Source organism: Streptomyces yaizuensis, from assembly GCF_034961445.1.
Classification (GTDB): Bacteria; Actinomycetota; Actinomycetes; order Streptomycetales; family Streptomycetaceae; genus Streptomyces; species Streptomyces yaizuensis.
This window is the reverse complement of sequence record NZ_BSBI01000012.1, coordinates 203525-216952: the sequence shown is the minus strand read 5'-3', so window position 1 is coordinate 216952 and position 13428 is coordinate 203525. Positions and strand designations below refer to the sequence as shown.

At 76.4% G+C, this 13428-nt stretch carries 9 protein-coding genes; 2 read left to right on the top strand and 7 right to left on the bottom strand.

Annotation, left to right across the window (positions count from 1 at the left end):
* Positions 1–101 precede the first annotated feature (101 nt).
* From SYYSPA8_RS26830 to SYYSPA8_RS26815, 4 genes are all read right to left on the bottom strand, one after another.
* Positions 102–2483: an NACHT domain-containing protein gene (locus SYYSPA8_RS26830; RefSeq protein ID WP_323449901.1), complete on the bottom strand. Its 2382-nt coding sequence runs from the start codon at positions 2481–2483 to the stop codon at positions 102–104.
* Positions 2484–3374, bottom strand: coding sequence for a DUF4231 domain-containing protein (locus SYYSPA8_RS26825; RefSeq protein WP_323449900.1), 891 nt, complete (start codon positions 3372–3374; stop codon positions 2484–2486).
* A 452-nt stretch (positions 3375–3826) separates the two neighbouring features.
* Entirely contained in the window at positions 3827–4840 is a 1014-nt protein-coding gene (locus tag SYYSPA8_RS26820) for an aminoglycoside phosphotransferase family protein (RefSeq protein WP_323449899.1), read from the bottom strand.
* Between the two features lie 480 nt (positions 4841–5320).
* A complete protein-coding gene (locus SYYSPA8_RS26815) occupies positions 5321–5509 on the bottom strand; it encodes a hypothetical protein (RefSeq protein ID WP_323449898.1) in 189 nt (62 codons plus the stop codon).
* A 237-nt stretch (positions 5510–5746) separates the two neighbouring features.
* Here SYYSPA8_RS26815 and SYYSPA8_RS26810 point away from each other — a divergent pair, with 237 nt between their 5' ends.
* Together SYYSPA8_RS26810 and SYYSPA8_RS26805 are read left to right on the top strand one after the other, a co-directional pair.
* Positions 5747–7096 carry a helix-turn-helix transcriptional regulator gene (locus SYYSPA8_RS26810; RefSeq protein ID WP_323449897.1) on the top strand — a complete coding sequence of 450 codons (1350 nt, stop codon included), beginning with the start codon at positions 5747–5749 and terminating at the stop codon, positions 7094–7096.
* A gap of 584 nt (positions 7097–7680) precedes the next feature.
* Positions 7681–8286: a response regulator transcription factor gene (locus SYYSPA8_RS26805; RefSeq protein WP_323449896.1), complete on the top strand. Its 606-nt coding sequence runs from the start codon at positions 7681–7683 to the stop codon at positions 8284–8286.
* Between the two features lie 102 nt (positions 8287–8388).
* On the opposite strand, the gene SYYSPA8_RS26800 is transcribed toward SYYSPA8_RS26805, so the two are convergent.
* The 3 genes from SYYSPA8_RS26800 to SYYSPA8_RS26790 all read right to left on the bottom strand — a co-directional run bounded on the left by SYYSPA8_RS26800 (position 8389) and on the right by SYYSPA8_RS26790 (position 13417).
* Entirely contained in the window at positions 8389–10212 is a 1824-nt protein-coding gene (locus SYYSPA8_RS26800) for an ABC transporter ATP-binding protein (RefSeq protein ID WP_323450005.1), read from the bottom strand.
* Positions 10213–10298: 86 nt separating this feature from the next.
* Positions 10299–13145, bottom strand: coding sequence for an ABC transporter ATP-binding protein (locus SYYSPA8_RS26795; RefSeq protein WP_323449895.1), 2847 nt, complete (start codon positions 13143–13145; stop codon positions 10299–10301).
* Positions 13146–13288: 143 nt separating this feature from the next.
* Positions 13289–13417: a SapB/AmfS family lanthipeptide gene (locus tag SYYSPA8_RS26790; protein WP_323449894.1), complete on the bottom strand. Its 129-nt coding sequence runs from the start codon at positions 13415–13417 to the stop codon at positions 13289–13291.
* Positions 13418–13428: the final 11 nt, after the last annotated feature.

The following is a 13428-nucleotide window of genomic DNA, read 5'->3' as shown; positions in this document are numbered from 1 at the left end:
CTCATTGTGCCCTGCGCGGGCCGCGTCGCGGCCCTGTTCCAGATCTTCGGCGGACGGCTTCAGGTGCTCTGCTTCAGGCGCTCTGTCTCAGGCACTCCGCTTCACGCGCTCAGCGCGGTACCGGGCAGCAGGGTGACGCCCGGCAGGCGCGGCTCCAGCAGTTCCAGGTACCGGACGTCCGCCGTCGGCAGGAAGAGTGCCCGCAGCCGTGGCATCGGGGCGAGGTCCGCGAGGACGGACAGGCGGGGGGCCGGGGAGATTTCGAGGAACATCACCCCGGTTCCGTTCAGCGCGGTGAGGTCGTCCAGGCGGGGGCAGCCGAAGAGGGCGAGGGAGCGCAGCCGGGGCAGTCCGGTGAGGTCGTCCAGGCGGTCGAGTCCGGGATGGTTCTCGACGGTGACGCTGTGCAGCAGGGGCAGCGCCCGCAGCAGGGCCAGGTCCACGGGTCCCCGGCAGACGGCGCGGCGCACGGTCGGCGCCAGCGGGGCGAGGTCCCGGGCGTGTTCGCCGCCGCCGAGGGTGACGGTCCGGGGGCCGTCGGATTCGGGGCCGCTCTCCTCGTACGGCCGGCTCGTCACGAGGAGCGGGGAGGCGACCGGGCGGTCCGGCAGCGGGCGCGGACGTGCGGTGTCCGGCGGGGGCGGGGCGGGCCGGTCGGGGATGTCGCGGACGTACCGCTCGGCCCGCTCGCCGCCGATCGTTCCGACGGCGAGGCGCAGCAGCGCGGTGGTGGGGTCGGCGGGGTCGAGCCCCGCCGGGTCCGGCAGCAGTTCCAGGATCCAGGGGCCGGCGGCCGTGAGAGCGGCGCCCTCCTCGGCGCTCCGGGGCGGGATGAACCGGGCCTGTGCCTCCGTCACCCGGTCCCGTACGGGCTGGCGCACCGCCGCCTCCCAGTGGGCCCGTACGGCCAGCAGCCGCAGCCGCGCGGCCCTCGGCCCGCCGCCGGACTCCGCGTCGGCGCGGTCCAGCAGATCGCCGACGAGGGTGGTCGCCTCCCACTGCCGTGCGTGGCCGGCGGCGTAGACCGCGACCTGTCGCCAGCGGTCCTCGTGGGCGTGCCGGACCACCTCGGCCAGCGCGTCCGACTCCACCAGCTCCCGTGCCGCGAGATAGGCCTGGAGTTCGGGGTCGGCGAAGGTGATCCGGTCCGGGGCGTCCTCCACGAGGAGGTCGCCCCGGTCGAGCAGCCGGTACAGCCGGAACTCGGCGTTGACGTCCAGCAGGGCCGACGGGGGCAGGGCGCGTTCGAACTGCCGGACGGCCTGCTCGCGAGTGGCTTCGGTGAGGGCGTTGCGCTGGAGCCACACGGCGAGGGACTGCGCCAGGTCCACGGTCTCGCGCGATCCCAGGGGCTCCCCCGGGTCGTGGGTATCCGGTTCACCGGTGGCCAGTCGCGTCAGCGCGGCCCGGAGGAAGGCGGTGTGGTGCAGCGGGGGCACCCACTCCCCGTTGACGGACAAGGTGCAGAACGCGGCGGCCAGCAGGGGTGTCGACGCCAGCCGGCGGATACCGGGGGCGGTTTCCAGCACCGTGTCGAGTGCCCGCCGCGCCCGCTGCCCCGGCGGCCCGCCGGTCCGGTGCCACTGCTCGGTGAACGCCCGGACGCCCTCCCGGTCCAGGGGGGCGAGCCGGTACGCGGCGAAGCCCTCCTCGGCCGGCCAGTCCAGGTGGCGGGCGCTGGAACGCGCCGTCAGCAGGGCCCTGTTGCCGGGGTGGAGCGCGAGCAGGGACCGCAGCCAGGGACGCAGGTCCTCCCGTCGTGTCTCGCCGGCGTCGTCGAGCCCGTCGACGAGCAGCAGCGCGCCGCCCGCCCGCAGGATCCGTTCCGTCCAGCCCGGGGGTGCCTCGCCGGCGAGGGCGGAGCCGCACGCGCTCAGCAGATCCTCCGCGCCGGGCGGCCGGGGTCCGGCGAGCAGCGCGCGGACCGGGAGGAGGAAGGGCAGTCGTCCCCCGGGCCGTGCCAGCTCCCGGTGGAGGACGTGGCGGAGCGTCGTGGTCTTGCCGGAGCCGGGTGCCCCGCGCAGCAGCACCCGCCGGTGCCGCTCGTGCAGTTCCTCGGCGGGCTCCTCGGCGGTCTCCTTGGGGGGCTCCTCCGGGTGGCCGCTCGGGTCGGGGATCGCGCGCAGGCCGACGTGGACGTACCCGGCGGGTGGGCCGTCGGGTCCCGTCAGGGGGTGCGACGCGGCGCATTCGGCCGCGTACCGCCGGGCGAAGTCCTGGTCCCGTTCCCGTTCCTGTTCCTGTTGCTGTTCCTGTAGGCGTTCCTCCGCGACCGCGCGCTCCCACAGCTCGAAGAGGTGGTCCCGGTCGGCGCCGGGGAGGTACGCGTAGAGGCGGATGGCGTCGGGGCCGGGGATCCGCTCACCGCTCTCGTAGGCGGCGAGTTCGGCGGCCCGGCGCGGGGCGGTGGCCTGCCGGGAACCGGGGCGGAGGGACCGGAGCAGCTCCGCCAGCTGTGCGCGGGCCGTTCCCCCACCGTCCACTCAGCTCACGACCCAGCGGATCATCCAGGACTCGTTCTGGATGGAGATGGCGTGTTCGCACGCGGTGACCAGGTCGGCGGCGGCCTCCGGGGTCCGCACGGGCCGGTCCGTCCACTCCTCCAGGAGTCGTTCGAGCTGTTCGGCGGTGCGCAGGAACTCCAGGTGCTGGTAGGCGTAGCGCTGGGCGATGCCGTGGGCGGTGACGGCGATGGCGAGGGACGCGGCCACGGCGACCCAGGCGGCGATCCGGTCGACGGCGAAGGCACCGGCGGCGGCCGCGAGCACGGCGCCGAGGACACCCAGGGCGAGTTCCGCGCGGGAGATCTGTTCGAACCGGCGGAGCATGAAGGCCGACTTGGGGCGGTAGTAGGTGTCGATCTGGCGGCGCAGCCGCTGCTCCACGTAGGAGTCGATGCCGGTGACTGCGGGCAGCGGCCGCGTGACGGGCTCGACGCCGGTGGTGTGGCGGACGAGGTCGGTGGCGTCCGTGCGGTAGCGGGCGGCCCGCTCGGCGAGGAGCGCGCCCGCGCCGTCCCGGTCCTGGTAGTCGCCGACGCCGGTGAGGGACTGGTACACCTCCGCCTTGAGCGCCTCGGACACGGCCCGCGCCCGGATCCAGTCGCTGAGCCGGGCGGGGCCGCCGCGCTGGGCGGCGAAGGGCGCGGCACCGGCGGCGCAGGCGGCGGCGAACGCGAGCAGCGGGCCGAGCCAGGAGGTGACGTCCATGGTCTGACTGGCGGCGGTGCCGAGCACGGCCGCCACGAGCACCAGCCCGAGGGCACCGCTCCGGGCCCGTTCGACGGACACCTTGAGGTGGTTGGCGGTCTGCGACCAGACGCTCTGCTGGTCCCAGACCCGGGTGGTGGCCGTGTTCGGCGGAAGGGCTGTCACACGCCGATTCTGGCCGGTACGCGTCATCCCGCGCAAAGGGGCGGGTCGGCGGGGTCGGCTTCCAACGGGGTTGGCTGTGGGGCGACTTGTACGGGCGGGGCACCACGGGACCCGGCACCTCGGCGACAGCACCCGGATGTCCGCCACGTCTGATTCCGGCACGGGGGTGGTGGCCGAAATGAGCCCGTTAGCAGTCGTGTTCACGGAGGCCGCCGGGCCGGATGCCGTGGACCGAGCGGGAGTCGAGGGAGTCGGTGGGCGGGCGGACGGGTGGACGGGTGGACGGGCTTGGCTGAACCGCGCCGGGGCCGTATCCGTACGGGGGCACAGTGCCGGGTACGGGGGCGGGGCGCGGACGCGGGTACGGGCGGCAGGCGGCGGGCCGGGCGCGGGATGCGCTCGGCGGTGCTCGGCTGTGTTCGGCTGTGTTCGGCTGCGCTCGGCTGTCTTCGTCAGAGGGATCGTCCGGCGACGGCGAGGCGGCGGTGGACGGCGAGTCTGCGCTCCGGGGAGAGCAGCGCGAAGTAGCCGGGCCACTGCGGGCTGCGGACGCCGTTCTCCAGGATGTCCCGGGCGATGCGGACGATCACGGGCAGCGAGTGCGCGAGCAGCAGCGGCATCAGCAGGACCTCCTCGCCGGGGCGGAGCAGACCGAGGCGGACCGCGTCCTTGAGGAAGGCGGCCAGGGCGCGCCGCCGGGCGACGGATCCGGTCACCCGCCCGGCGGCCTCCGCCAGCCACGCGAGGTCCAGCAGGGGGTCCCCGACATGGAGGTGGTCGAAGTCCAGGACGGCGCTGACGGCGTAGGCGGTGCCGGTGGCGGACGGGTCGCCGGCGCGGGGCGAGACCACGAAGTGGTGCGGATGGAGGTCGCTGTGGATCACCGCCGGGGGGCGGGTCGGACGGCCGGGGGCGGTGAGCCGGTCGTACAGCAGCGGCCCGGCGGCGACGGCTGGCCGCAGGGTGTCGGCCACCAGCCGGGACCAGGGGTCGTCCCGCCGGCCGGCCCGTTCGAGCAGCCGCGCGGCGTCGACGAGCGCCGTGGACCAGTCCTCATCGCCGCCGGCCGGCTGCGCGGTCGCGGCGGCCAGCTCGGCTCGCAGCTCCCCGGGGACGGAGTCGAGTGCGCGCCGCAGCCGCAGGCCGCAGTGGACGAGGGCGGTGGCCTGGGCGGGGTCGGCGGGGGCCGCGAGGGCGCCCTCGTACCAGGGGGCGAGTTCACTGACGGTGCCGTCGCACCGGACTCCGGTGCGGCCGTCGAGCGCGGGGACCGCCGCACCCGCCGGGACGCCGTGGCGGCGGCAGTGCGCGGCGACGCGCTCCTTGACCTCGTGGAACGCGGGCGGGCGCAGTGCCTCCGGGAATCGCCGCACCTTGAGCACCCGGCGGGATCCGGGTTCCAGGATCTGCCAGAGTCCGGCGGTGTGGCTGAGGGGCGCTGCGCCGTCGACGACGAGGGGGCGCACGCCGGTGGTTCGGGGGTCGAGGCCCCAGTGGCGGGCGAGCAGGGCACGTACCCAGGGTTCGCTGCCGGGGGTCGCGCCGGGGCCGGCGGCCGGCGGCGGGTCACCGTCGGGCAGGGAGGTGTGCGGGGTTCTCGTCCCCGGGGAAGCGCCCGGAACGGTCGTCTCCGGTGCGGCGGTTACCGGGGCAACGGTTCCGGAAACGGCGCTTACCGGAGCGGCGGTTCCCGGAGCGGCGCTTGCCGCTGCGGCCGCTCCCGGAGGCACACCCGTGCCGTCCGGCCCACCGGCCGGGGGGATGCCGCCTGTTCCCTCGGACAGGTGTCCGGAAATCGCCGGTGCCCCCGGTGGGCGGTGACCCGTGTCACGGGCGCACGGGGCGTCCCCCCGGCGTCCGCGATCCGTGTGCTGGTGCATGGAACTCCCCCTGACTCCGGGCCCCGCCCGGTTCCACCCGATCCCGTCCTTCCACCACGGGGCGGCTCAGGAGGGCCGCGCTGCGGGCGGCGTCCAGCGCACCCGGCGGCCCGGCGCGGACGAGCACGCGGGGAACGTACGCGCCGCTGTCACCACCGTCGCCACCGTCTTCGCCGCCGCCACCGCCGCCGTCGCGCTCACCACGGTCGTCGCAGTCGCCGCAGTCGCCGCTGTCACCACCGGCATCGCCGCCATGGGGCCCACCTTTCACACCTGCCCCCGGGAACGCCGCCCGGCTCCTATCCTGTGCACCGGGACGACTGCCGGGTCATCACATTGGACCGTCCGCTCCATGGCCCGCACAAGGGACCGGGGAGGGCGGCGGCGGAGCACACCGTGCGACTTTGCCCGGTTGTGAATCCGCTCACCAGGTGTCGGCGGCCGGTCCCGCGTCCCCCGAGGAGGGACCCCGCGCCCCCTGAGGAGGAAGCCGTGCCCGCCACCCCCAACCTCCGGCTGCGGCTGCTCCTGGAGACCGCCGGCTGGAGCGCCGCACAACTCGCCCGCGCCATCGGGCAGGTGGCGGCCGAGCACGGCTCCACCCTGGCCTGCGACCGCTCCTCGGTCTCCCGCTGGCTGGCCGGGGCACGACCCCGGCCGCCCGCGCCGGAGTTCCTGCTGGAGGCCCTGTCCCGGCGGCTGGACCGGCCCGTCACCGCCGGGCAGGCGGGGCTGACCCGGGCACCCGAGCGGATGCCGCCGGTCTCCTGGGAGGCGGCCCCGCTGCGGGCGCTCACCCTGCTCACCGGGGCCGAACTGGACCCCGCGCGGCGGACCCTGCTCACGTCCGCGCTCTTCAGCCCGCTCACCCTCGCCGTGCCGGAGCTGCTGCCCGTCGGCCCGCCGGGCCCGCAGCGCCGGGCCCCGGGCAGGGACCGGACCGGCGCCGCCGACGCGGCCCGCATGGACGCCATGGCCGAGGTCTTCGCCACCACCGCCGACCGGCTGGGCGGCGGACCCGTGCGGGCACCCCTCGCCGCCTACCTCGCCCACGACGTCACCGCGCGGCTGCACGCGCCGTCGTCCGACGCCGTCCGCGCACCGCTGCTCTCCCGGGCCGCCCAGCTCACGCTGTTGCTCGGCCGGATCTGTGCCGACGGCGGCGACGACGCGGTGGCCCAGCACTACCAGCTCGTCGCCGCCCGGCTGTCGGCGGACGCCGGAGACCACGCCACCCTCGCGATAGCGCTGCGCACGATGGCCACCCACGCCCACGACCTCGGCCACCACGGGCCGGTGGTGCTGCGGCTCGCCGAACGGGCCTGCGAGCACGCCCGGCACGCGCCGCCCGTGGTCCAGGCGTACACCCACGCCCATCTCGCGGTGCTCCAGGCCCGGCACGACCGGCGTGCCGCGCTGGCCGCGCTGGACCGGGCGGAGCGGCTGCGAGGGGACGACAACGGGGCCGGGGCCGAGGCCGGGACATCGGGGCCGTTCGCCGCGTACTCGCTGGGGGCGCTCCACTACCAGCGCGCCCAGACTCTGTCGGCACTCGGCGACCGCAGCGGCGCGGTACGGGCCCTGACGGCGTCGTTGCGCGCCCGCGCGCCCGGCGAGCGGCATGCCCGGGTGCTCACGCACGCGCGGCTGGCGGAGGCCCAGTGGGGCATGGGGCACCTGGACGAGGCGCTCCCCCACTGGGACGCCTTCCTGGACGCCTATCCGTCACTGGACTCCGTGCGCGCCACCCGCCGGCTCGGTGCCATGCGCCGCCGGCTGCGGCCCCACCTGCGGTACCCGGCCGCCGCCCGGCTCCTCGGCCGGGCGGACGGACTCGGCTGAACCGCGCCGGGGCCGCGGTACGGCACCCGGGCCGTACCGGGGACCCGGCGGGGGGAAGGCCACTGCGTACGTGAACGGATCCTGCATGCCCAGCAGCATGCCGCCCGCCGGTGGGGCGGGAGAGGGGCGGCACGATCCGGCGGACCGGAATTCCCGCGAACAGGTGCCCGCGCAACGTCCCCGTTGCCGCACGGTGCCGCCGACGTGACCGAGCCGCCCCGACCCGCCGCCGGCCGCGCGCGGTGGACGCCGACAGCCACGACTGCCCTTTCGGCCTGGGGGAAGAAGACACCGGGCCGGTAGGGCGGGGCACACGCGAGGGGCCTCCGTTTCCGGCTGCTCGGCGATTCAAACCTGTGAAACACCAGTGAAGTTGGCCAAGAGGGGCGCACAGGCGCACATTTTGTGCCCTCGCGCGCCCCTCTCGCGACGGCATGTCCCGGGTATTAGGCAGATCGTCAGTGATACCCGGCCCGACTGCGGTGAACTGGTGTCTGTTGCACACGGAAACGAACGGCACGTGTACGCCCGGTGACACGGCTCGAATGAGCCAGCTGTTTGACATGAGCCAGAAGGAGCAGCCCATGACGTCGGTTCTCTTGGTACACGCGGTGTCCCTATGGCGGGCCTCATTGGCATGTCTGCTGAGCAAGGACCAAGGTCTGACGGTACGGACCACCGACAAGGGCGGGGTGCGCTCGGCGATGGAGCGGTGTCCCGCCGACATACTCGTCACCGATCTGGACTGTCCGGATTCCGTGGAGGTCCTGACCTATGTGGAGTCCTTAACGGGCCGCGCCGCCCGGAAGACCGCCCTGGTGGTGCTCGCCCGGGGCGACCGGGCCGGTGATCTGCGCCGGGCGTCGGACTCGGGAGCACGCGGCTACATAGACAAGTTCGGCCCGGTGGACAACCTGAGCGAGGTGGTCCGGAAGGTCGCGGCCGGGGGCCGTCATATCGACCAGTCCCTGGCCTTCGGTCTGCTCCAGGCCAGTGAGGTGCCGCTGTCGGCACGGGAGTTACGGGTGCTGGCGCTGGCGGCGGAGGGCGAGTCGGTGTCGTCCATAGCGAACGCGCTGCATCTGGCGAGCGGGACCGTACGGAACTATCTGGCGGCGGCGATCCGGAAGACGGGCGCGAGAAACCGCCTGGACGCCATCAGACTCTCCAGGGAGTTCGGCTGGCTGTAGCGGCCGGCCCACCGAGCCCACCGACCCCACCGACCCCACCGGGAGCGGCAGCGGGGACGGGGGGACAGGGACGACGGCCGGAGCCGTCGGGTGCGGCCGGATTCAGCCCGGGGTGCGGGACCAGCGGCCGGCGAGGTCGCGGAAGAGCGCCGAACGGTCGAGGAGTTCGGCCGGAGTCCCTTCGACGGTGCGGGTACCGTCCATGACGAGGACCCGCGCGGCCCGGTCCGCCGATCCGATCCGATGGGCGATGATCAGGACGGCGCCCGCGCGTCCGGCGAGCGCCCGCTCGGCCCGTGCCTCGGCCGCCGGGTCCAGCTCGCTGGTCGCCTCGTCCAGGATCAGCAGCGGAGCCGTGGTGAGATGGGCCCGGCCGAGGGCCACGAGCTGGCGTTCGCCCGGGGAGAGCCGGCGGGGGTCGAGCGGCGCGTCGAGCCCGCCGAGCCGTTCCACCACGGGGTCGAGCCCGATCGCCGCGACGGTCGCCGCGAGTTCCCGGTCCCGGGCCTCCGGGCGCAGATAGCGCAGATTCTCCCGCAGCGTCCCGCTGAACACGTAGGGCGTCTGCGGGAGGAGGGTCCGTACGGCGGTGGGCGCCAGCTCCCGGGCGGGGCGGCCCAGCCAGCGCACCTCTCCCCCGGTCGGGGTCTCCACCCCGGCGAGCACGGCCGCGAGGGTGGACTTCCCGCTGCCGCTGGGGCCGACGACGGCGAGCCGGTCGCCCGGCCGGAGGGTGAGGTCGAGCCGGTCGAGCACCGGGCGGGCGGCGGGGCCGTACGCGAAGCTGACGGACCGCAGTTCGGCGGTGGCCGGGGCGGGACGGCGGCCCGGCGCCTGCGGACGGCCGGCCTTCGGGGAACGGCCGGGGAGCCCGTCGAGGGTGCCCGCCGGTCCGTCCTCCCGTGCCCCGGCCGCTGCGGCAGGTACCGGGGGCACGGGGAGCCGTACGGGGCCGGTGAACCGGTCCAGGACCACCACCAGGCGCCCGCCCGCCGTACCCACGAGGGTCAGCAGGGCGTGTAGCGCGGGCCCCAGCGAGTGCCCGAGGTAGGTGAAGGCGCCCACCAGCGCGCCGCCGGTGAGTCCGTTGCGCATCAGCCACGGGGTGGCGAGGAGCAGCAGCAGCGCGGGCAGCCGCCCGCAGACGGCGAGGGCGACGATCCGTACGGCCGCCCAGCGGGCCAGGGAGCGGGCCGCCGCCGCCTGCCGCCGGGCGTGTGCCTCCGCCTCGGCGACGGTACGGTCCGCCGCCCCGGCCGCCGCGATGTCCCGCAGCGCGGCGGCGGTCCGCCCGGCGTGGGCGGCGAAGTCCTCGTCCGCGCCGAGGTAGTCGCGCTGACGCGCGGCCATCGGCGGCAGGGTGGCGAGGAAGAGCCCGATACCGAGCACCAGCGGCGGCACCACGACGAGCAGCAGCAGCGGGGAGAGAGCGGCGAGTCCGGCGAGCGCGCCGGCCGCCGTGAACACGAACGACCGCAGGGCCAGCACCAGTCCGGCCCAGCCGTCGCGGGCGATCTCGCTCTGGTGGGTGACCTGGGAGACGGACCCGGTGGACGCGCCGCCCCCGGTGCGGGTGCCGGTGAGCGCGGTGTGCAGGGCGCGGGCCGACGCCCGGCGCACGAGTCCGTCCCGCAACGGCTCGACCAGGTCGGCGAGGCGGGCGAAGACGCCCCGGGTGGCGAGCGCGGCGGGCAGCGCGGCGGAGGCGGCCAGCGCCAGCCAGGCCAGGCCGGTAGGGGTGGAGCCGGCGAGGAACCCGTCGTCGAGGGCGCGGGCGACCGCGAACCCGCCGACGAAGGTCTGCGCGAACTCCAGCAGCGACCAGCCGCCGAGCCGCACGATCGCACCGGTGCGGGCCCGCAGGAAGGGCCGTGCCTCCCTGGTGACCCGCCCCAGCGCGGTGCGGGGCTCCCGTTCCGCCGGCACGGGCCCTTCCCGGTCCGCTTCCGCCGTCCCGCGCACGTGCCGATCCGCTTCCGCCGCCACGCCCACGTCACGGTCCGCTTCCGCTGTCACGCGCACTCCCCGGTCCACCACTCGTCCGGATCCCCCGGGGGCGCGGGCCACCGGCTGTCCGCGTCCCTCCGCGCCCGGGACTCCGGGCTGCCAGGGCCGCCCGGACCACCCCGGCTCGTGGTGTCCCCGAAGGGGTCGCCGGGCGGCACCGGGCCCCGGCGGGCCTCGGCACGCGGCGGCTCGGACCCGTACCCCTGCCCCTGCCGATCCCGAAGGGCCCGCCGGGGACCGGTGGACGGCTCCCCCTCGCCGCACGCCGGGCTCGGGCCGGGGAACATCCCGGGCCGGTCCTCCGCATGACGGCCCGCGTCCGCGTACCGGGCCACCGCGCGCCCGCCCAACCCGGTGGACGGCGCCGGCGGCTTCCCCGAACCGCCGTGCGGGACGGCGGTCGCCACGGCGGGAGTGTCACCGCCGGCGACCTCACCACGCGGCTGACCGCCAACGCGGCCGAGTCGGCGACGGTCCCGGTCGCGGCCGCGACCGCCGTCCCCGCCGTCCTGTTGCCCGTCGGCGGCGCTGTGGGACTTCTGCTCATCGATCCCTGGCCCGCGCTCGCCCTGCTGGTCGTCGCGCCCGTCCTCGTCGTCCTGCTGCGCACCCTGGTCAGCGACACCGCCCGCGCCGCCCACACCGCCGCCCGGGAGCACGCCCGTATCACCGCACCACTCGCCGCGCTCACCGACCCCTTCACCCCCGTGAGCGGACGGGACCCCGGCCACCGGCTCCGCCACCCCACGGCCGTCCGCCGACACCCCCGCACCCGCCGCGACACCGTGACCACCCAACACGGCCCCACCCACCGCTACCGCAGCCGCCCCGGAACTCCCGGCCGAACGCGACCACCGGAGCCCCGCGCCGCCCCTGACACCACTCCCCCCGGCAGCCGTACGCGGCCGGCGGGCGCCCTCCCCCGTAACGCCGCTCTCCGCTCCGGGGAAGCCCGCGAGGGCCTGCGGAGGGACGGCACGGGCGGCCGGGGCCGCGGGAGTCGTCGGGGTCGTCGCCCACTCGCCGCAGGGGGGAGCCGTGTTCGCGGCGGGGCGTGGTCCGGGGGTGTCCGGGGAGCCCGGGCCGGGGTCGTCGGGGCCCGGGCCGGGGTCGCGGTCGGGGTCCGGGTCCGGGTCGGTGGGGTCGGCGAGGAAGACCGCGCGGTAGGCCGGGTCGCGCCAGAGGACGGCGTGCGGGGCCACCGCGCGGACCGTGCCCCCGTCGAGCCAGACGACCCGGTCGGCCGCGGCGGCGGTGGAGACCCGGTGGGCGACCAGCAGCCGGGTGACGGTGCCCGCCCGGTGGGCCAGGGCCCGCTGGACCTGGCGTTCGGTGACCGTGTCCAGGCTGGAGGTGGCGTCGTCCAGGATCAGCAGCCGGGCCGGGCGGGCGAAGGCGCGGGCGAGGCCGAGGCGCTGGTACTCGCCCCCGGAGAGCGGGGCCCGGTCCAGCGCGGTGCGCGCGCCGTGCGGCAGGAGGGCGACGAACGCGTCGGCGCCGGCGTCGCGTACGGCCGCCTCGATCCGTTCCCCGGACGGCCGGTCCATGCCGTACCCGACGGCGTCCGCGACCGTCGTCCCCAGCAGGGCGGGCCGGGCGAAGGCGTAGGCGACGTGGTCCCGCAGCCGGACCGGGTCGACGCCGTCGAGCGGTACGCCGTCCAGGGTGACGCTTCCCGCGTCGGGGTCGGTGAGCCGGCCCGCGACCGCGGCGAGGAGGGACTTCCCCGATCCGGAGCGGCCGACGACGGCGGCGCAGGTGCCGCCGGGGACGGTGAGGTCCACCCCGTGCAGGAGGCGTTTCCCGTCCCGTACGACGTCGACTCCGCGCAGTTCCAGCGTGCCGCTGCCGCCGGCCGGCAGGGTGAGCGAACGGTGCGGCACCGGCTCCAGGGCGAGCATCGGTTCGAGGCGGCGGGTGGCGGCGCGGCCCCGGGCGATGGTGCTGAGCGTCCCCGTCAGCGGGCCGAAGCCGAGGGCCAGTACCGCGTACTGGGTCACGGCGAGCAGGTCGCCGATGCTGAGCGCCCCGGCGGCCGTGCGGATTCCGGCGACGGCGAGCACCACGGCGGTCAGCAGCGGCAGCAGCGCGGCGGCACCGGCGGCCGCGCGGCCCTGGGCGCGCCAGGTGTCGTGTCCGTGGGCGGTGAGTGCGGCGAGTGGTGCGGTGATGCGGGCGTGTTCGCGGGTGGCGGTGTGGGCGGCGCGGACGGTCGCGGCGCCGTCGAGCACCTCGGTGAGACGGCCGGCGATCTCGGCCTGTTCGCCCTGGTAGTCGGCGGAGGCGCGGGCGGTGTCGCTGACCAGGGTGCGCAGCAGGACGACGAGGACGGGCGCGGCGACCAGCAGGGCGAGCGCGGGCCAGGGATCGATGAGCAGGAGTCCCACGGCGCCGCCGACGGGCAGCAGGACGGCGGGGACGGCGGTGGCGGCGGCGACCGGGACCGTCGCCGACTCGGCCGCGTTGGCGGTCACCCGCGTGGTGAGGTCGCCGGCGGTGACGTTCTCGCCGTGGCGCGGGTCGCAGCGGACGACGCGGTCGACGGCGGCGGTGCGGAGCCTGGCGGTGAGCTGCGCGGTGGTGGTGCCGCCGACGACGGCGACGACCGCGTCGAACGCGACCTCGGCGGCGGTCAGGGCGGTGCACCAGAGGAGTCCGGTCCAGACGATGTCGCCCCGGGCCACCAGGTCGTCGACGGTCGAGCCGAGGACGGCGGGCAGGGCGAGCGCGGCGAGTGTGCCGCCGGTGGCGCAGAGGGCGAGGACGAGCAGCCGCGCCCGCCCGGCGCCCGGGGTCCGGACGGAGGCCGCCGGCGGCCGGGAGGACTGCGCCGCGGGCCTGCTCCACGTCACACGGGGCTCCTTGTCACGCGGGGCTCCTTCCGGTCCGGTCCGGGAACCGGGCAGAGTGCGTCCGGCCCCGGGCTCGGGGCCCGGGGCCGGACGGGGCGCCGGGGTCCGCCGGTGGTCTCACCGGCGGGTGCCCCGGCCAGGCGTCAGCAGACGGTCAGGCTCACGTTGCTGTGCGGGTTGCAGAGGATCAGGCTGACGGTGCTGCCGGCCTCGACGTCGCCGAAGCTCTCGTCGGCGGGGGTCTCAAGGGCCTGGAGGTCGAGCAGAGCCATGATGGCTTCCT

Excerpts from the sequence above, each read along its gene's own strand:
- SYYSPA8_RS26805 (WP_323449896.1), top strand. The coding sequence starts at position 7,681 with ATGACGTCGGTTCTCTTGGTACACGCGGTGTCCCTATGGCGGGCCTCA.
- SYYSPA8_RS26815 (WP_323449898.1), bottom strand. The coding sequence starts at position 5,509 with ATGGCGGCGATGCCGGTGGTGACAGCGGCGACTGCGGCGACTGCGACG.
- SYYSPA8_RS26790 (WP_323449894.1), bottom strand. The coding sequence starts at position 13,417 with ATGGCTCTGCTCGACCTCCAGGCCCTTGAGACCCCCGCCGACGAGAGC.